This is a genomic window from Lachnospiraceae bacterium JLR.KK008, from assembly GCA_037015955.1.
Taxonomy (GTDB): Bacteria; Bacillota; Clostridia; order Lachnospirales; family Lachnospiraceae; genus VSOB01.
Window position 1 is genome coordinate 3116575 of the sequence record CP143548.1, and the last position, 19936, is coordinate 3136510.

General features: G+C 43.5%; 13 protein-coding genes and 1 tRNA gene. 2 read left to right on the forward strand and 12 right to left on the reverse strand.

The window, feature by feature from the left end; translation table 11 throughout:
- Positions 1-20: 20 nt before the first annotated feature.
- The 6 genes from V1224_15420 to V1224_15445 form a co-directional block, all read right to left on the reverse strand.
- Complete coding sequence (locus V1224_15420; protein ID WWR15835.1) at positions 21-1235, reverse strand: flagellin; 1215 nt, start codon at positions 1233-1235, stop codon at positions 21-23.
- On the reverse strand, positions 1219-4323 hold the full coding sequence (locus V1224_15425; protein ID WWR15836.1) for a DUF6240 domain-containing protein: 3105 nt from the start codon (positions 4321-4323) through the stop codon (positions 1219-1221). The genes V1224_15420 and V1224_15425 overlap by 17 nt, the downstream gene beginning before the upstream one ends.
- Positions 4324-4416: 93 nt before the next feature.
- Positions 4417-6321: a 1,4-alpha-glucan branching protein GlgB gene (glgB, locus tag V1224_15430; protein WWR15837.1), complete on the reverse strand. Its 1905-nt coding sequence runs from the start codon at positions 6319-6321 to the stop codon at positions 4417-4419.
- 22 nt (positions 6322-6343) lie between these two features.
- The gene (locus tag V1224_15435; GenBank protein WWR15838.1) at positions 6344-9259 is read right to left on the reverse strand and encodes a hypothetical protein; all 2916 of its coding nucleotides are present in this window, start codon (positions 9257-9259) and stop codon (positions 6344-6346) included.
- 95 nt (positions 9260-9354) lie between these two features.
- Positions 9355-10224, reverse strand: coding sequence for a 16S rRNA (adenine(1518)-N(6)/adenine(1519)-N(6))-dimethyltransferase RsmA (gene rsmA / locus V1224_15440; GenBank protein ID WWR15839.1), 870 nt, complete (start codon positions 10222-10224; stop codon positions 9355-9357).
- Positions 10212-10976 (reverse strand): TatD family hydrolase, encoded by a 765-nt coding sequence (locus tag V1224_15445; GenBank protein WWR15840.1) that lies wholly within the window; start codon positions 10974-10976, stop codon positions 10212-10214. The genes rsmA and V1224_15445 overlap by 13 nt, the downstream gene beginning before the upstream one ends.
- Positions 10977-11120: 144 nt before the next feature.
- On the opposite strand from V1224_15445, the gene V1224_15450 reads away from it, so the two are divergent.
- Together V1224_15450 and V1224_15455 are read left to right on the forward strand one after the other, a co-directional pair.
- Positions 11121-11193: transfer RNA gene (locus V1224_15450), tRNA-Lys, on the forward strand.
- Positions 11194-11371: 178 nt separating this feature from the next.
- The gene (locus tag V1224_15455) at positions 11372-12199 is read left to right on the forward strand and encodes an SIMPL domain-containing protein (protein ID WWR15841.1); all 828 of its coding nucleotides are present in this window, start codon (positions 11372-11374) and stop codon (positions 12197-12199) included.
- A 114-nt stretch (positions 12200-12313) separates the two neighbouring features.
- On the opposite strand, the gene V1224_15460 is transcribed toward V1224_15455, so the two are convergent.
- Genes V1224_15460 through V1224_15485 form a run of 6 tightly spaced genes read right to left on the reverse strand, consistent with a single transcriptional unit; the run spans position 12314 to position 19926 of the window.
- Entirely contained in the window at positions 12314-12970 is a 657-nt protein-coding gene (locus V1224_15460) for an HAD family phosphatase (GenBank protein ID WWR15842.1), read from the reverse strand.
- Entirely contained in the window at positions 12967-14187 is a 1221-nt protein-coding gene (gene tyrS / locus V1224_15465) for a tyrosine--tRNA ligase (protein ID WWR15843.1), read from the reverse strand. Before tyrS ends, V1224_15460 begins: the two co-directional genes overlap by 4 nt.
- The gene (gene gyrA, locus V1224_15470; GenBank protein WWR15844.1) at positions 14174-16636 is read right to left on the reverse strand and encodes a DNA gyrase subunit A; all 2463 of its coding nucleotides are present in this window, start codon (positions 16634-16636) and stop codon (positions 14174-14176) included. Before gyrA ends, tyrS begins: the two co-directional genes overlap by 14 nt.
- Before the next feature lie 16 nt (positions 16637-16652).
- The gene (gene gyrB / locus V1224_15475; GenBank protein WWR15845.1) at positions 16653-18593 is read right to left on the reverse strand and encodes a DNA topoisomerase (ATP-hydrolyzing) subunit B; all 1941 of its coding nucleotides are present in this window, start codon (positions 18591-18593) and stop codon (positions 16653-16655) included.
- Positions 18594-18625: 32 nt separating this feature from the next.
- The gene (gene recF / locus V1224_15480) at positions 18626-19711 is read right to left on the reverse strand and encodes a DNA replication/repair protein RecF (GenBank protein WWR15846.1); all 1086 of its coding nucleotides are present in this window, start codon (positions 19709-19711) and stop codon (positions 18626-18628) included.
- Positions 19712-19716: 5 nt separating this feature from the next.
- The gene (locus tag V1224_15485; protein WWR15847.1) at positions 19717-19926 is read right to left on the reverse strand and encodes an RNA-binding S4 domain-containing protein; all 210 of its coding nucleotides are present in this window, start codon (positions 19924-19926) and stop codon (positions 19717-19719) included.
- Positions 19927-19936: the final 10 nt, after the last annotated feature.

Genomic DNA, 19936 nt, shown 5'->3' on the forward strand with positions numbered 1-19936 from the left:
CCCTCTGATCAAAATCCGGATTACTGAAGAAGCTGCAAAATCTGTGACGGCCTCTGATTTGCCTGTGCCAACATCGAAGTACCAGCCTGACTGAGCACCTGATCTTTCGTATATTCTGTCATTTCTTCCGCCATGTTCACATCGATAATCCGTGAATAAGCGGCAGTCATACTTTCCTCCGTCGTATCCAGACTCGATACAATATGCTCCAGACGATTCTCATAGGCGCCGAGACGGGAACGAATATTGGAAATCTCATTGATCGCTTTGGAAATTCTGTCAATCGATTTTCTCGCCTCATCTTCGGTCGAGACGTCCAGATCTTCGATCGCCAGATTTTTACTGGATACTTTCGGAATCCGAATATCCAAAGTCTGTCCTTCATTAGCCCCTACCTGCATTGTCATAGCGCCAATACCGGTCAGATCCAGAACTACAACTTTGTCACCAGGTATATCTCCGGATGCCACCAGGGCTTCCAGATCGATCTCCAATGTCAGAGAGAAACTTTTATCTGCAGTGATTGTCACAGTGCTCATCTTCTCATCATACGAATAGATCTGATTATCCACTGTCTGCTGAGGAACCGGTTTGCCATGTACATTCATTGTCGCAGTGCCGCCCGGTCCTGCTGCCGCTCCATTGATCGTCGCACCGGTAAAATAATACTCACCGGTGACTGCATCCTGATAAGAATGTATCTCCAACTCATAGAAACCGGCTCTTGCTTCATCCGAATATGACTGTATTTTAATCGCAGACGTATTCAGGACCGCATTGGCTTTGTCAGACTTCTCCACATATCCTTTCAGATCAAAGGTGCCATCTAATAATATACTTCCGTTATATTCTGTGGAATCGGCGATACGGTCAATCTCTTCCAACAAAGAATCAACTTCCTCCTGAACAATCTGTCTGTCACCGTCAGACAAAGGACCGTTGGACGCTTTGATGCTCAATTCATTCAGCCTTTGTAACATATCATGCACTTCTGAGAGCGTACCTTCCGCTACACCGATTACGGAAATTCCGTCGTTGGCATTTTGCTCGGCTCTTGTCATACTTCTGATCTGTGCATTCATCCTTTTGGCAATGGCAATACCGGAAGGGCTGTCTTTCGCATGGTTGATCTTATAACCGGAAGACAACTTTTCAATGGAATTGGACAATGCGTTTTCTGATTTTGTGAGGCAGTCATTGGTTATGATTGCCGACATATTAAAGTTTATTTTCATTATAGGAACCCCTTTCTGACTGTTTACGTACGACACTTATCACTGTTTTTGCAATGTTGTAAAGCCTTTTTGTGGAAGTCTGACTCTGCTGACCCTGATTCGTCTCTTCAGAAAAGCCGGTGTGCAGATTTTTACGGAAGCCAATATCCATACTCTCTGTCCGCAGACCTGTCTGCTCCAGGCGTTCTCTGATCTGCTCCTGCATCTCCTGTAATGCTTCATCGCTTCCCTTCTGGGAACCGATCAAAAATCCTTTTACCTGATCGTCTTCGAGCTGAAGTTTGATGACAATCTTTCCATAAGCCTCCATATCCATGGATGCTTCCACCATTCCTTTATTTATATCGGAATGAATCACCTGAAGATGAAGTGCCATCACCGAATCTTCCATCATAACCGGAATTTCATATCTCTCGGTGTCCGCCAGTTTTGCTGTAAACGAAACCTGTTTATAGATCAGACCAAGCTGTCTCATATCCAGAGAAGTCACATTGTCTGTCTCATACATGGCCTCATCCAATATCTCTTTTTGCGTATCTGCCAGTTTATGATAAGCCTCGGCTGCCTCTTCCCTGCTCTCAAAATTTTCTTCCAGCTGCGCAATTTTTTCTTCCAGCTGGTTTTTATTATCGACAGAATGCGCATCCGCTTCCTGTCTGATCTTTTTCCAAGCTCCGGACATATCCTGTTCGCAGGCCGCCATTGCTCTGACATTTTCCAGCGTGACCGGTTCTTCCAACATTTCCAGCATATTCACAGCATTTTTTTCCACTTGCTGCGCCTGTCTGTACTGTGCGATCTGCTCTCTCCGGTAAGCGCTGTCTGCCGATCTGTCGCTCTCTGTCTGACGCATTTTCTCGGCAAACGCCTCCAGACCCATAGCTTCATCCACTGCCGCCCCAATCAGCTTGTCGGCATCCAGATTGTTATAAATTTCACGACTGAGCCGTCTGTAATAGTCGATTTCCTTTTCCTGTTTCGTTCCCGTAAAGGCCGCATCAATCTGACTGTCTATCGAAACACCTTTTTCTTTTACTTCGTGCAACACGCCCGTATCGTCATCCACTGCCGTATCCATCCGCTTTGCATGTGCGGTCCGCACTGCCGTGAGCAAATTTTTAAAGGAAAGCTCACCACCTTGATGGATCAGGCTTCCAATCACTGCCCCGTCGGACTTTTCCACCTGGCGGAGAAGCCGGTAAATTCCAATGTAAGACTGCTTTTCTTCTTCTGTAATTTCTTTCTTCTGTTCCAGTTTATATAAAAATCTGCTGAACTTCTCCTGTTCCTTCTGCGGATCGTCCTGCTGCTGTCTGCTCAGATAATCATCCAGCTCTTCCACTGTCATTGCCAGCGGATTTTTACCGTCCCGGATCATTTGCAGAGTGGCTGCAGGCGTCATCTTCTGAACGACATTGCGCAATGCCTGATCAGCCGCTTTTACTGTCGCTATATTTTCTTCCGTGATCTCCAGTTGATTATAACCAAGTATTCTCACGGCTCTCTTATTGGCATCGGTCGTCTCCAGTCCTAATTCTTCCAGCAGACTTTCCGTACTGTCAAACGCTTTTCGGATAGAATCTCCCATATCACTGCGCGGAGCGGTCTGGAATGTTTCATAACTCTCATTGGCCTTTTTGTAAGCTAAGGCCAGTGCTTCCCCTTCCTCCCTTACCTGATGCAATGTAAATTCAGACTGTGAAACACTTACCCGGCCCACAACTGCTGCCGGCATCTGCGGGATACTTTGAACCGCAGCCGTTGCCTCTTCGTACAGTGCGGCTCTCTCCGCAGTCTCCTGCGTCCCTTCCCCTCCAAATAAAATCCTGTTTTGCGCATCTTCGACATCTTTCAGAGCCTCTATCACTTTTTCCAGCTCTTGTGTCTCAATCGAATAACCGCTCTTCAACAGTTCTCTGTTGGCAGCGATTGTCATCTGTAGTCTGATTTCTTCCAACTGCCTTCTGGCCGCAGCGTTCTCTTCCGTAACATGATAATAACCACTTTCCAGTAACCTTTGCGCCGCATCCAGATTGCGCAGTGTCAGGCTCTTTCCCTGACCGGCAGTCAGATCTGCCGCCTGATCTGAAAGCTCCTGCGTCCGCTTCCAGATCTTTGCCGCCTGTTCCCAGAGAGAAAGAGCTCCTGTCAGATTCGCCCTGGAAGGTTTTTTTCCGTCTGCTACTGCTGCCGCCATCGCCTGCATTAATGCTTTCTGCCCGATCGGCAGAGAGATATTTTTCATTTCCATATAAGAAGTCAGAGTCTCTTTCGTCAGCGGGATACCGGAGCTGATCAGCCACTTTGCCCCTTCTTCGGCCTCCGCCACTCCTTCCAGTCCGGCATCTTCAATGATATGATCTATTTGAGATTTTAGTCCGTCCCAGTTAAAATCTTCCGCTTTTTTTGTCAAATATCCGAGATCGTCCCGATAATAGCCCTTTCCCTGTCTGCCCATCTGCTCCGTACTACTGTACTGTGCCACATAAAGATCTTCTATAACCGGTTCTTTTCCGTTCGTAATCATGTATTTGGCAGCATCATCACTTGGCTCTGACAATTTCCCTGCCTCTTCCAATGCCTGAAACGCCATTTTTGCAGTCTCTTCCGTGAGTGGCACACCCATCTCAGAAAATGTCCGTGACATTTCTTCTGCCAGTGCCGCATCTCCTGTTATTTCCGTCAGCGTTTCCATATCGATCGTGTCCGTATATCCTGCTATCGATACCCCAGCCTGCATCAGAGACGCCTTAATCCTGTCTACGATCGTCACGGCAGTCTCCACTTCCGTATCTCCCGGTTCATAACCGTTCTCCTGAAGATTTGCAAAGTCTTCATCGGACATTGTATTCGACATAACTGCCATATAGTCGCGCGTCAGAGCAACATTTTGCCTGCCCGCTTCCTGCATAATCTCTTCTGTCGTTTTTGCATGTCCCTTTTCTATCTCATGGCCGGAAGCTGTTTTCCCAATATCAATCGTATAACCGGTTTCTGTGCCGATCCTGCGGACCGCGGATTCTCTCTGTGCTGTCTGGTATCTTTCTATTTTCTGATCCCTGTCTGTCGGCTGGAATGTGATTTTCATACAATCTCCTTGTTGTCTAAAAAGTAATAGAATAAAAGGCAAGCGCACAATGCACTCACCTTTTATTTCGGCTTGCTCTATAATTTTCTTAACCTAAAAAACAAATATGGCAGATGTGTACGGCGGAAGATCAAAACAGATTGAATAATCCCGGTAGTCGCACGGCGTTTTTTCCGCTGCGATCGACAGAGGAATCTCATTGCCATCTCCTCCGAATTTCGTATCATCACTGTTGAGCAGCAATTTATATTTCTTTTTATCAGGGACACCGACACGATATTCCTTTCTCTCCATCGGCGTCATATTCATGACAAACAACAATTTTTGTTTACCGGACGGACATTTGCGGATAAAGGCATAGGTACTCTGTTCTGCGTCGTCAGCTTTAACCCATTCGAATCCTTCCCAGCTGTTATCAATTTCATGCAGACAGGAATACTTCCGGTAGATTTTCAACAGTTCCGCTACATAGTCCTGCATACCACGATTTAATTCCTCGCCGAGCAGAAACCAGTCAAGCTCTCTCTCTTCACTCCACTCTCTCTCCTGACCGAATTCCTGGCCCATAAACAACAGTTTCTTTCCCTCGTGACCGAACATGTATGTATATCCGGTCCTTAAGTTTGCATACTTGTCTTTCTGGTATCCTGGCATTTTGTTGACCATCGAACATTTGAGATGAACGACTTCATCGTGAGACAGCGGCATAATATAGTTTTCGCTGTCATTATAGCTCATGGCAAACGTCATCGCATAATGATTTCCCTTCCGATAAATCGGGTCCAGTTTCATATATTCGCAGAAATCATGCATCCAGCCCATATTCCATTTAAAGCTGAAATACAGACCGCCTTCCTCGATCGACCCTGTTACTTTTGGCCAGGCAGTCGATTCCTCAGCGATTGTCATCACACCCGGGAATGTCCCGCGGATGACAGAATTCATATGTTTGAAAAATTCGATCGCTTCCAGATTTTTATTATCGCCATATTTATTGGCCACCCATTGACCATCCTGCTTTCCATAATCCAGATAAAGCATGGAAGCGACAGCGTCAACCCGCAGACCATCGATATGAAATTCTTTGATCCAGAAAAGAGCGTTGGCAATCAGAAAATTGACAACTTCATTTTTACTGTAATTAAATATTTTCGTTCCCCAGTCCGGATGTTCCCCGAGTCGCGAATCCGGATGTTCAAACACGGCAGAGCCATCAAATTCCGCCAGGCCATGTGCATCTTTTGGAAAATGAGCGGGTACCCAGTCCAGAATTACGCCGATCTTATTCTTATGAAGTTTATTGACAAGATATGCAAACTCTTTCGGCGTCCCATATCTGGAAGTAGGCGCATAATAACCAGTCACCTGATAACCCCAGGAACCATCAAACGGATGTTCTGCAATTCCCATCAGCTCCACATGTGTATAGCGCATTTTTTTCAGATATTTGACAAGCGCGTCTGCAAATTCCTTATAACTGTAAAACCCTTCACTTTCTTCATCAGGATGGCGCATCCAGGAACCGATATGACATTCATAAATTGCGATCGGCTCCGCATTCAGATCTTTTTTTTCTCTCGCTTCCATCCATTCGCTGTCTGACCATTTGATATGACCGAGATCGGTGATGACAGACGCCGTATCAGGCCGTTTTTGTGCATAATTGGCAAAAGGGTCCGCCTTGTACAATTTTCTTCCATCCTGCGCTGTGACCAGAAATTTATATAATTCTCCCTCTTTGATACCAGGTATAAACAGAGTATAGATACCGATGGGACCGATTTTTTCCATCTCATGAATTTCCTCATCCCAGTCGTTAAAACTGCCTATAACATTGACTTTTGCCGCATTTGGCGCCCAAACCGCAAAAAATACCCCTTTTTTCCCCTTTTCTTCGGATAGATGCGCACCCAGTTTTTTATAAATATCATAATGCGTACCCTTCGCAAACAAATACTGATCTGCTTCCGAAATAAATACAGTCTCCCGCTCTGCCATGTCCGGCTCCCTCCTTTTTACTTTATACGAAATCCTTCTCCCGTAAAATAATCATATCGTCGCTGTCATAACGTTTTCCCAATAAAATATCCATAAAATGACCCATATTTTTTTTGCCGGCATGAAAGATCGCCTCATCCACAATCTCCTTGACTTCTTTCATCGTCACCGAATGTTCGCTCGTCTGCATTTCCGCTATTCTTGTATATAAGGCAAGCACACCGAGCTCATCGATCACATATTCCTGCTCGAACGCATACCGCTTTCCAAACAATACAAGAGAATCATTGTCCAATGCCTCCACGTCAATCCTTAAATTAAAATTTTGATGGAGAATCTGATGAGTGTCAAGCAGTTTGTTCATATTGATCTTTGTATCTTCCAGAATAACGATGATTCCCTGATTTTCCTGCTCCAGCAGTTTCGTCATAGATTTGATCGCTGTTTCTTTCAGTTCCCCTGCTCCCTCTACAATCAAAGCGCCATTGTCTAGCTTATCGAACGTCTTCTGCATATCCTTATGATTCAGCGCCTGTCCGGTGATCTTTGCCATCTTTCCGGAGAAATTATTGTCCGTCATCTGAATCTCTTTGATAATATTTTTCGCCAGCTTGATCGTACCCATCCCCGGTTCTCCGGTCAAAATCACATTACCTGTGTACGAAGCGAGACTGATCTGATCAAGTGTGCTTATGATCTGATTTTTGGTAGATTTTGTCTGGATAAAAGAGCCAAAAAGTTTTTTCTCTTCTGCGGTCATTGCACGCTGTGGTTTTTCCAGTCTCTCCTCTTTTATCTCGCCGGCTGTTCTCTTTTTCTGTTCCCGTCCTGCTTCCTCCGCAGCCTCTTTGTCTTCACCTGTTTCTTTTATCTCAGATTTTTCTGCTTTCTCTTTTTGTATTTCTTCAGCTTCTGCCTGTTCTTGAGTATTTAGAGGATTCTCCACATTTTCCGCTTCTATTGCATGAGCAACATCATCTGCTGCATGGACGGGCTCTTCTGAATCTTCCGTATGTACTGTTTCTTCCGCAGCTTCTGTATCCTTTGTCTCTGCGGTTATCTCCTGCTCCGCCCCCGACTTCTCTCCTTCTGCCACAGCTTTGCCTACGGCTTCCATTTCTTCCTCGGTAAAATTCTGAGTCGCACTCTTTTCCTCGATTTCTTCCAGTTCTTCTACTTCCGGAAGATCTTCCTCTGAATCCTCTGCTTTTTCCGGTTTTGCTGCCTCCTTCAAAGCCCCTTGCTTTTCCTTCTCAATGGATTCTTCTGCCATAGCATCCAATTCTGCGAGAATTCCCTGCCTTGTTGAGACGTCAAATTGAGAAAAGATCTCTCCGGTCTGTTCTTTCACCCTCTGTCTGACAGCTGCTGCCCGTTTTTCTTCATTCTCCTTTTTCATCTTTTCCCATTCAAGAAGAATATCATTGATACTGATCTGGCCTGTGATCTGTTTTTCAATGCTGTCCTTTGCAGGCATTACAAATCTGATCTGGCCGTTGTACTCCTGAGACAGTATATCGTCAAAATCCCCGGTTGTTTCTCTGGCCATACTTTCCGCAGATGGCATCAGAGACTGTGAAATAGCCATTTCTGTCTGTGGACTGACCATTTCCGGCTGAGGACTGACCGGTTCCCGAACAACTGCCGGTTCCTGCAAAATCTCCTGAGGAAAGGTGACAACCTTTTCCCCGACAGAAGGAATTTCCATCGTATCCGTATCTTCAAAATATACTTCTTCTGCCTCAGGTACTTCTTCTTTTATCTCTTCGTATGCTTCCGGTTCTTCCTCCTCCGGCTGTTCCAGAAGATTGGTCAGGATTTCTCTCGTAAAATCTCCTGCCCCATCCATATATAATTCTTCCGTCTGTGACTGATGAGTCTGCGGCTGCTGCTCATATATTGTCGGTTGTGGTTCATAAACCTGGGCTTCCGGCTCATAAAGCTGTGTCTGAGTCTCGTAAAGTTGTGTCTGAGGTTCATAAAACTGTGTTTGAGGTTCATAAATCGTAGTTTGTTGTTCATACATGCCGGGATCCTGCTCGTACATTCCCGGTTCTTCTTCATAAACATCTATCTCATCCGTATCGGCTCCGGTCATATAATTTCTGATTTCATCCGTACCAAGGTCAGAACCGATGGCCGTATACTCTATCGTAGGCTGTGCTTCCCCGGAAGACTGTTCTTCTCCGAGTACTTTTCTCATACTCTCTGCCAGCTCTTTTTGCAGATTGATCGTCGCATATTCCCCTACATTAACCGGTTTTACTTCAATATTCAGTTCATCATCCTCAATTTTTTGCGGGATCGGTGCGGACGGCGCCGGAACACCTTTCAACTTTTTATATTTCTTCTGTTGATCCGTGTTCAAAGGGGCATGAAGCATCTTCAGCTCCAGTGCTTTCAATACATATTTCCCTTCCCCAAACCAGAGTACGAGCTCATCGCACTCTTCCACACATTTCGTGCCGAGTCCGATTCTGTGATACAGATAAGCAAGCTCATAAGCCCATTTTTCTCTGTATTCCCTTCTTTTTAATTCTTCCAGGACAGCAATCCTCTCTTCCAGCGTCACTTCCTGGGCTTCGTATAATTTATATTGGAGTACGTATCTTCCGTTATCTCTCGGTGCTGTCTGGACAAATTCTTTATAATATTCCACTGCGTGTACGACATCATCCAATTTGATTGAAAGTTCACAGAGAGAGTAAATAATCATCCTTCCACCCGGATGACGTTCATAAGCAAGCAATAAAATTTCTCTGCTCTCCTCGTATCTTCTGTTGATTTTATACAGATCACTAACCGTACAGAGCATATTGACACTTCTCACTTTACGCCAGTCGATACTATCCGCAATCTCCATTGCCTCTGTATATTTCTTTCTTCCGATTAACGTTTTGATTTCCTCTGAACGAATCTTATATTCATATTTATCCAACGTACTCACCTCTATGGAATCGTATACACAATTCACACAATAACCCATTGTCAATGTTTTAAGTTTACCATAGGCCCTTTCATAAGTCAAAAGAATCAAGACGATTTGCCCTTCAGAATATCACTCAGACATGCAAACTGAGATAAGGTCAGAGCTTCCCCTCTGACAGTGGCAGAAAGTTCCATTTGTTTCAACGCGTCCTGTATCTGTTCTTTTGTCACCTCCAGACTTCCTGCATTACCAAGACTGTTCGCCAAAGTTTTTCTTCTCTGTCCGAACGCTGCCCGGATCAGTGAAAACAGATATGTTTCATCTGCTACCTGAACTGGATTTTCTTTATATTTGTTCAGCCGTACTACGGCGCTTCCAACATTTGGTCTGGGAATGAAACAATTAGGAGAGACGTCCATCATTACTTCCGGTCTGGCATAATACTGTACCGCCAATGAAAGTGCGCCATAATCTTTCGTGCCCGGCCCGGCCTGCATTCTCTCAGCCACTTCTTTCTGTACCATAACTGTGATGCTTTCAAGTGGTACACAGCTCTCAAATAATCCCATAATGATCGGCGTTGTAATATAATACGGCAGATTGGCAACTACTTTGATCGGTCTGCCTCCGTTTTTCTCCTCCGCGAGCGCTTTCAGATTGACCTTTAATATGTCTTCATTGATAATTGAGACATTATTATAGTCCGCTAACGTCTCTTTCAGAATTGGAATCAGAAATCTGTCGATCTCCACCGCAATCACTTCTCTGGCAGACTCTGCCAGATATTGGGTCATCGTTCCGATGCCAGGTCCAATCTCCAACACACAGTCATCTTCTGTCACTTCCGCAGCTTGTACGATATTATCCAGAATATGAGAATCGACCAGAAAATTTTGCCCGTATCGTTTCTGAAAATTGAAGTGATATTTATTTAAAATCTCAACAGTACTGGAAATCTTTCCTAAATGTGCCATAATTTCTCTCCGTTCTCTCTTGTTATCTCCACTACCTTATCATAAGAAATTCCCTTTATATTGGCAATCTCTTTTGCAATAAAAGGAAGATTCAGAGAACTGTTCCTTTTACCGCGGTTTGGAACCGGCGCCAGATAAGGGCTGTCTGTCTCAAGGACGATCTTTTCAATCGGAATATATGCCACCGCCTCTTTTAATTTTTTGGCATTATGAAAGGTGACAACACCTCCGATACCAAAATAATAGTCCATATTTAAAAATTCTCTGGCTGTTTCCTTTGTATAAGAAAAACAATGGATCACACCGCCTGACCGTTCCGCGTGAAGTTGCTTCATCATATCCAGAGTATCTTTGGCCGCCTCTCTGGAATGAATGATAACCGGCAGGTTTATTTCCTGTGCCAGATGAAGTTGCCTCTCAAACCATTTTTTCTGTATTTCAGGGGAAGGTTCTTTCCAATAATAATCCAGCCCGATCTCTCCGACAGAAATCACTTTTTCATGATCACACTGTGCTCTCAACCACTGGAAACTCTCTTCTGTCAACTCTCCGGTTTCACTCGGATGAATGCCTGCGGCGGCATAGACAAACGGATATTTTTCGGAGAGAGCAATCGTTTTGCTGACACTTTGCAGGCTGGAACTGACATTAATGACATTTTTAATGTCATTTTCCGGCAGACTGCACAACAACTCGTCTCTGTCTTGTTCAAATGCGGCATCATCATAGTGGGCATGTGTTTCAAATATCATAAAGGTTCCCTTTCTTTGCTTCTGCAAATTTTATAATTTTCACAAATTTTATATTTTTTATATTTTTTTTAATAAATAGCTTGCAAATCAAAAAATATTATACTATAATCATTAATACATTGTAAATAATTTATGAATGGACAAGCGCCTTTAGCTCAGTTGGTAGAGCACCTGACTCTTAATCAGGGTGTCCAGGGTTCGAGCCCCTGAAGGCGCACTTATAAGTACCATCTTTGGGGACGATAAGAGCCTTGGGGATGGTACTTTCTTCTTTGTATCTCTGTTCTCTCTTAATCTTTTCTTTAATTTCCAAAACTTTATTGTAAAATACGGACCCATTTAATATAATTAACTTTATAACATATAAGGGTTTTATCAAAGGAGGAGGATAAAATATGTACGGAAACATGTATGGAAAAGAAAATGGAAATCAAAATGAAAAAGAAGACTACATCGAACTGCAGATCCCAAAAACAAAATCATTTCCCACAGCTGTCATTATTTCTCTGATCGCCGGTATTTCCGCGATTGTCTGTGTCAGCATATTTTCCGCTTGTCTGTTAAAATACAAGACACATACAAGTGGAAGCGGCATCTCCGTCACAGGATCTGCCAGTTGTGATTTTGAATCTGATCTGATCGTATGGCGTGGCAGCTTTTCTTCCTATGGGCCTACGCCAAAGATTGCTTATCAGTCAATTAAAAACGATGCGGACGTGATCAAACAATATTTGCTTGACAATGGAATTTCAGAAGATGAACTTGCTTTCAGCTCTGTCTCAATTTCCCAGAGATGGGTGGCAGAGTATAATGAAGAGGGAGACCGTATTGGAGAATACCTTGATGGATATGATCTCTATCAGTCGATCACTGTAACATCAGGCGATTTGGACAAAGTAGATGCCGTTTCCCGTGATATTACAAAATTGATCGAAGCCAATATCGAATTTGAATCGGACTCTCCGGAATACTATTATACAAAACTCGATGAATTGAAACTATCTCTGATTGAACAGGCTACAGAAAATGCAAAAATGAGAGCAGATCTGATCGCCGGTGGTACGAACTCCAAAACAACCAGACTGTTGAGTGCAAATCTTGGTGTTTTCCAGATCACAGCACAGAACTCCGATACAGAGTATAGCTATGGCGGTGCGTTTGATACCAGCTCCAGAAACAAAACCGCGACAATCACGGTAAAGCTCAACTACGAGACAAAATAAGAAAAATAAGTGTATAGAAATTAATTTTTAATTTAATAAATTCTATTTTTTTCGACACCTTAAAAATTAAATCGACATAGTTCTCAGGATATAATCCGGAACTATGTCGATTTTTTATAACTCTTCTGCTTTCAGTGCATCTCTAAACTTGAGAAGAGAATCATATTTCTTATAGACCAACGATAAGATTTCCTCATCCGGCTGTATCTGATCAGGTATCATAACCGGTGTCATACCTGCGGCGTAAGCCGCCCGGATCCCATTGGGAGAATCTTCAACGGCGATCGCATCCTCGGGCTTTACACCGATTGCTTCACAGGCTTTCAGGTAAATATCAGGCTTCGGCTTACTTAAATGCACCTGATCTCCGCCAATAATCGCCTGAAAGTAATCTGTCAGTCCGGAATCCTTCAGATGGCTCAAAACGGAAGCCGTACTCGACGAAGATGCCAGAGCTATCGTATATTCGTTTTCTTTCAGATACATTAAAATTTCTTCTGTACCTTTCATAAGCGGAAGTCCGTCTTCTCTGATCCATTTCTGCATCAGAGCTTTTCCGGCATTCAGAAATTCTTCAGCATCAAATTCGTCTCCAAACACTTTCTTAAATCTGGATATAATATCTGTCCTATTTCTGCCGATACAGCCATTCGTAAACTGCCTGATGTCTCCCAGCTTTCTTTCCTCTGCCAGTTGATACCATGCTTTGTTCGACAACATTTGGGTATCAAAGAGAACACCATCCATGTCAAATACGACCGCCTTTTTCATTTCGTAATTACCTTTCTGAAATTTTTCTTGCCTCGCTTGACAATCATACCGTCAGCAAAGGCTGATTTTTCATATTCCTGTTTAATGTCCGTCACTTTTTCTCCATCCACAGAGACACCGCCCTGCTCGATGGCCCTCCGTCCTTCCGATCTGGTAGCGACCAATCCTGATTTTACAAGAACACTGATCAGATCGATCTTCTCTTCCACAAAATCTTCCGCTGTCAGTTCCGCCATAGGCATATCCTGCGCATTTCCGGTGGAAAACAGTGCGCGCGCACCTTCCTGTGCCTTTCTGGCTTCCTCGTCTCCATGGACAAGTTTCGTCAGCTCATAAGCCAATATTTCCTTGGCCTCATTCAACTGGCTCCCCTCCCAGGAATCCATTGTATCAATTTCTTCCAGAGGAAGAAAAGTCAACATACGGATACATTTCAATACATCTGCATCAGCCACATTTCTCCAATACTGATAAAATTCAAACGGAGAAGTTTTATTCGGATCAAGCCAGACGGCGCCCTTCTGCGTTTTCCCCATCTTCTTACCTTCCGAGTTCAGAAGCAGTGTGATCGTCATCGCATACGCGTCTTTTCCCAGTTTGCGCCGGATCAGTTCCGTGCCGCCGAGCATGTTACTCCACTGATCATCTCCGCCAAACTGCATATTACAGCCATATTTTTGATACAACTCATAAAAATCATAACTTTGCATAATCATATAATTAAATTCCAGGAAAGAAAGACCTTTTTCCATTCTCTGTTTATAACACTCTGCCGTTAACATACGATTGACAGAAAAATGAGCACCCACTTCCCGGAGAAGCTCAACATAATTCAGATCCATCAGCCAGTCAGCATTGTTTACCATCAGCGCTTTTCCTTCCGAAAAATCAATAAACCGACTCATCTGTTTTTTAAAGCAGTCACAGTTATGCTGAATCTGCTCTTTTGTCATCATTGTGCGCATATCGCTTCTGCCGGAAGGATCACCGATCATACCGGTGCCCCCTCCAATCAGCGCAATCGGCTTATTTCCTGCCATCTGCAACCGTTTCATCAGACAGAGGGCCATAAAATGCCCGACATGAAGACTGTCTGCAGTCGGATCGAAACCAATATAAAACGTTGCTTTTCCATGATTGATCAGTTCTTTGATCTCTTCTTCATCTGTCAGCTGTGCAAGAAGTCCTCTCGCCTTTAGTTCCTCAAATATTGTCATTTTCTTCTCCCTTTTCTCTCACCTTTGCAATCTTGGCAACCTTTACCTTTTCGTCAAGATTGATCATTTTCACGCCGGAAGTAATCCTGCCGAGTGTGGAAATGTCATCCATACGCAACTGTATGATAATGCCCGCTGTTGTAATCATCATGATTTCATGACTGTCATCCACAGCTTTCACACCAACAACATATCCTGTCTTTTCTGTGATCTTGTAACATTTTATCCCTTTGCCGCCTCGTTTTTGTACGGTAAACTCGTCGAGATACGTACGTTTTCCCATACCATTCTCAGATACGATGAGCAGAGAATCACCCTGATGATCGAGCTGCATACCAATGATTTCATCTCCGTCAGACAGATTCATACCGATTACACCCATAGATGCCCTTCCGGTTGCCCTCACATCGGTTTCCTTAAAGCGGATACACATTCCTTGTTTCGTCACAAGGAAAATTTCCGTATCAGCGTTTGTAATCTTTACTTCGATCAGCTCGTCGTCTTCCCGAAGACTGATTGCCATCAATCCATTTTTCCTGACATTGCTGTACTCTGTGATTGATGTTTTCTTTACGACGCCGTTTTTTGTCACCATAAAGAAATTTTGCATTTCTTCATACTTTTTCACTGACATAATGGCAGTGATCTTTTCTCCCGGAGTCATCTGCAGCAGATTTACAATCGCCGTTCCTCTCGCTGTGCGGCTTGCCTCCGGAATTTCATAAACTTTCAGCCTGTATACTCTTCCATAATTGGTAAAAAACATCACATAATGGTGTGTCGTCGTCATCAGAAGATCTTCAATATAGTCTTCTTCGATCGTCTGCATCCCTTTGATTCCTTTACCGCCTCTGTTCTGACTCTTGAAGTTATCGACCGTCATCCGCTTGATATAGCCAAGACTTGTCATGGCAATGACGGTATTCTCTTTTGGAATCAGGTCTTCCATGGAAATATCATAGGCGTCAAATCCGATGACACTCTTTCTGTCATCTCCATATTTTTCAGCGATCGCCACCATCTCGGTTTTAATAACACCAAGGAGAAGTTTTTCATCCGCAAGAATTGCCTTCAATTCCGCAATTTTCAAAAGCAATTCCTGATGTTCATTTTCCAGTCGTTCCCGCTCCAGACCTGTGAGAGCACGAAGACGCATATCCACAATCGCCTGTGCCTGCACATCAGACAGTCCAAACCGCTCCATCAGACTTACTTTGGCGATCTGTGTCGTCTGACTTCTGCGGATAATCCGGATTACTTCATCAATATGATCAAGCGCAATCAGTAAACCCTGTAAAATATGATCTCTCTCTTCGGCTTTATTCAGATCATACTTTGTCCGCCTTGTGACAACTTCTTCCTGATGAAGCAGATAATACTTCAACATATCGAGAAGATTCATTACTTTTGGCTCATTGTTGACAAGCGCCAGCATAATAATGCCAAATGTATCCTGCAGTTGTGTATGTTTGTACAACTGATTCAATATCACATTGGCATTGGCGTCTTTTCGCAGTTCGATCACGATGCGCATTCCTTCTCTGTCGGACTCATCCCGCAGATCAGTGATGCCGTCGATTCTTTTTTCTTTATGTAATTCGGCAATTTTCTCTATTAAACGTGCCTTATTGACCAGATAAGGAAGTTCTGTGACAATGATCTGTTTTTTTCCATTTGGCAAAGTCTCAATGTCCGTTACCGCTCTTACTTTTACTTTTCCTCTGCCGGTACGATAAGCCTCCTCGCTTCCCCTCGTACCGAGAATGACGCCGCCTGTAGGAAAATCAGGCGCTTTGATAATTTCAAGGATTTCCTCAATCTCTGTCTCTCTGTCCTCTTCAATACGGTTGTCTATGATTTTCGTCACAGCACCCACTACTTCTCTCAGATTATGAGGAGGAATATTGGTAGCCATACCGACTGCAATTCCCGTCGTACCGTTTACAAGAAGATTTGGAAAACGACTCGGCAGTACGGACGGTTCTTTTTCCGTCTCGTCAAAGTTAGGAACGAAGTCGACCGTATTTTTTCCTATATCGGCAAGTAATTCCATGGAAATTTTAGAAAGTCTTGCTTCCGTATAACGCATGGCGGCTGCACCATCTCCATCCACGGAGCCAAAATTTCCATGACCATCAATCAGGACATGACGCATTGACCAAGGCTGAGCCATATTGACAAGCGCTCCATAGATGGAACTGTCGCCATGGGGATGATATTTACCCATCGTATCACCGACGATACGGGCACTCTTTCTGTGAGGCTTGTCAGGACCGTTATTCAGCTCTATCATCGAATACAGAACACGTCGCTGCACCGGTTTCAATCCATCTCTGACATCAGGAAGGGCTCTCGAGGCAATAACGCTCATCGCATAGTCGATGTAGGAGGTTTCCATCGTTTTTTTCAAGTCAACATCATGGACTTTGTCAAAAATATTATCTTCCAAATTATCATCCTCCTGATCAAATGTCCAAATTCTTTACAAATCTGGCATTCTCTTCGATAAATTCCCGCCGGGGTTCTACTTTATCACCCATTAAAGTCGTAAATGTCAAATCAATCTCCGATTCTGCCTCTTCATCCATTGTCACACGAAGCAGAACACGTCGCTGCGGGTCCATCGTCGTCTCCCACAACTGTTCCGCATCCATTTCTCCCAATCCTTTATAACGCTGAATCCGGTTGTTCTGATCACGGCCCACTTCGTTTAAAATATTACCAAGTTCTTCGTCACTGTAGGCATACCAGACTTTCTTGTTTTTTTCCAATTTATAGAGCGGCGGTTGCGCCAGGTATACAAATCCGCCCTTAATCAGCTCCGGCATGAAGCGATAAAGGAATGTGAGCATTAATGTGGCAATATGTGCGCCGTCCACATCGGCATCTGTCATAATAATAATCTTATGATAACGCAATTTGGCGATGTCAAAATCATCGTGTATGCCTGTACCAAAGGCCGTGATCATCGCTTTGATCTCCGCGTTAGAATAGATTTTGTCAAGCCTTGCTTTTTCTACATTCAATATTTTGCCGCGAAGTGGCAAAATCGCCTGCGTTGCCCGACTTCTGGCCGTCTTCGCGCTGCCCCCTGCAGAATCTCCCTCAACGATATAGATTTCACAGTTTTTCGGATCTTTGTCAGAGCAGTCCGCCAGTTTACCGGGAAGAGCCATTCCTTCCAAAGCTGTTTTTCTTCTTGTCAAATCTCTCGCTTTTCTCGCTGCATCTCTCGCACGCTGTGCGAGAATTGATTTTTCACAGACCAATTTGGCGACAAAAGGATTCTGTTCCAGAAAATATGTGAGCTGCTCGCTGACAACATTATCAACAGCTCCTCTCGCTTCCGAATTACCGAGTTTTTGTTTCGTCTGTCCTTCAAATTGTGGATCTTCAATCTTGACACTGACAATAGCTGTCATGCCCTCGCGGATGTCTTCACCGGCCAGATTTGGTTCGTTGTCTTTGAGCAGCTTATTATTTCTCGCATAATCGTTGAACGTTTTGGTGATAGCATTGCGAAATCCGGCCAGATGCGTCCCACCCTCCGGTGTATTGATATTATTGACAAAACTATAAGAACTCTCCATGTAGGAATCATTATGCTGCATTGCCACTTCCACATAGATACCATCTTTTTCACCTTCAAAATACAACACATCTTCATAAAGAGCGGTCTTGCTTTTGTTCAGGTATGTAACAAATTCCTTGATCCCGCCCTCATAATAAAATTCTTTTTTCAGAGGTTTTACCTCTCCGGTATTTTCATCGATCACACGCTCATCACAGAGAATGATCCTTAAATTTTTTGTCAGAAAGGCCATTTCCCGCAGACGCTGTTTCAAAGTGTCAAACTCAAACTCTACTGTCTCCTGAAAAATAGAGGCATCCGGTTTGAATACGACAGTTGTACCTGTATGATCAGGCTCGCAGGTTCCTGCCTCACGCAGAGGATAACATACCTTTCCTCTTTCATATCTCTGCTCATATACAATCCCTTCCTGACAGATCGTAACTTCCAGCCAGTCGGACAGTGCATTGACAACCGAGGCTCCAACACCATGAAGCCCTCCGGAAACTTTATATCCCCCACCGCCAAATTTTCCTCCCGCGTGAAGTATCGTAAATACAACTTCCACTGCAGGAATACCAGCTTTATGGTTGATACCTACTGGAATTCCTCTGCCATTGTCCTCAACCTTGACAGAATTATCCCTGTTTATCGTCACTTTGATTGTATCACAATAACCAGCAAGCGCTTCATCTACGGAATTATCCACAATTTCATACACAAGATGATGAAGACCTCTGACAGAGGTACTTCCTATATACATCCCAGGTCTTTTTCTAACTGCCTCAAGACCTTCCAATATTTGAATCTGGTCTGCTCCATATTCCGTACTCATAAATTCCTCCCGCTATAATCTGGCGTTACCCGTCAGTTTTCACTCACCACCGTTCCATTTGTCACTTTAAATATTTTATTGATTTCGAAACGATGATTGATAAAATCATCCAGACCTGTGCAAGTGATGATTGTCTGAATGTTTCCTATGCTATTCAGCAGATAATTCTGCCGATTGTTGTCCAGCTCTGACAAAACATCATCCAACAATAATAGAGGTGTATCTTTTGAAATCCTTTTTACAAGTTCGATTTCAGATAATTTCAGAGAAAGTGCAGCAGTCCTCTGCTGACCTTGAGAACCAAATTTACGAATATCTACATTGTCAATGATAAAAGAAAAATCATCTCTGTGGGGTCCTGTCGTAGTCTGTTTTAATTTTATGTCTCTTTCTTGATTTTTCTTACATTTTTGTTCAAATTCTTCTTTCGTCACATCAGGTTCATAAACGACCTTCAGTTGTTCTTTCTCTCCGGACAGCTTTTTATGTATGCCATATACGATCTCATTCAGTTGGTCTGCAAACATATTTCTTCTCTCTATGATTTTAATACCATAGGAAACCAACTGCTCATCCCATATGCTGAGTGTATCTTTCAGTTCCGGCCGGATTGAAATATCTTTTAACAGCCTGTTCCTCTGATTGACAATTTTATTGTAATGATTGAGATGATATAAATAAAAACTGTCCAGCTGACAAAGCTCCATGTCTACAAATCTGCGTCGCTCAGAAGGACCATTTTTAATGATACTCAGGTCTTCGGGAGAAAAAAATACGACATTCAATAATCCAAGCAGCTCCGCTGCCTTTTTGATTCTCTGTCCATTGATAGCGATTCCTTTTGACCTGTTGCTGCGCAGGTGCATATCAACCTTAGCTTCCAGACAGTTTTTCTCCAGATAAGTGCGGATATGTGCTTCTTCTCTGTCAAATTGAATCATCTCTCTGTCCTTACTGCCCTTATGAGATTTCGTAGTGGCGGATACAAAAACTGATTCTAAAATATTTGTTTTTCCCTGAGCATTGTCTCCGTATAAGATATTGGTACCTTTGTCAAATGTCAGATCGAGGAAATCATAATTTCTGAAATTGGAAAGTTCCAGTGACTTGATTACCATATCGTCTATGCCTCGATTTTGATCTGATTTCCTCTGTATTCCACAACATCTCCACTGTGGAGTTTTTTTCCTCTCTGTGTTTCCACAATGCCATTCACCTTGACAAGCCCGTCCTGTATGACGAATTTTGCGTCCACGCCACTTCCGACAGCGCCTGCTGCCTTCAATGCCTGTCCTAATTTGATAAATTCATCTTTTAATTTAATAATTTCCATTTTTATCCAT

Coding starts and splice junctions, on each gene's coding strand:
- glgB (WWR15837.1), bottom strand. CDS start 6,321: ATGGCAGAGCGGGAGACTGTATTTATTTCGGAAGCAGATCAGTATTTG.
- V1224_15485 (WWR15847.1), bottom strand. CDS start 19,926: ATGGAAATTATTAAATTAAAAGATGAATTTATCAAATTAGGACAGGCA.
- V1224_15425 (WWR15836.1), bottom strand. CDS start 4,323: ATGAAAATCACATTCCAGCCGACAGACAGGGATCAGAAAATAGAAAGA.
- gyrB (WWR15845.1), bottom strand. CDS start 18,593: ATGAGTACGGAATATGGAGCAGACCAGATTCAAATATTGGAAGGTCTT.
- recF (WWR15846.1), bottom strand. CDS start 19,711: ATGGTAATCAAGTCACTGGAACTTTCCAATTTCAGAAATTATGATTTC.
- V1224_15445 (WWR15840.1), bottom strand. CDS start 10,976: ATGATATTTGAAACACATGCCCACTATGATGATGCCGCATTTGAACAA.
- V1224_15455 (WWR15841.1), top strand. CDS start 11,372: ATGTACGGAAACATGTATGGAAAAGAAAATGGAAATCAAAATGAAAAA.
- rsmA (WWR15839.1), bottom strand. CDS start 10,224: ATGGCACATTTAGGAAAGATTTCCAGTACTGTTGAGATTTTAAATAAA.
- V1224_15420 (WWR15835.1), bottom strand. CDS start 1,235: ATGAAAATAAACTTTAATATGTCGGCAATCATAACCAATGACTGCCTC.
- tyrS (WWR15843.1), bottom strand. CDS start 14,187: ATGACAATATTTGAGGAACTAAAGGCGAGAGGACTTCTTGCACAGCTG.
- V1224_15460 (WWR15842.1), bottom strand. CDS start 12,970: ATGAAAAAGGCGGTCGTATTTGACATGGATGGTGTTCTCTTTGATACC.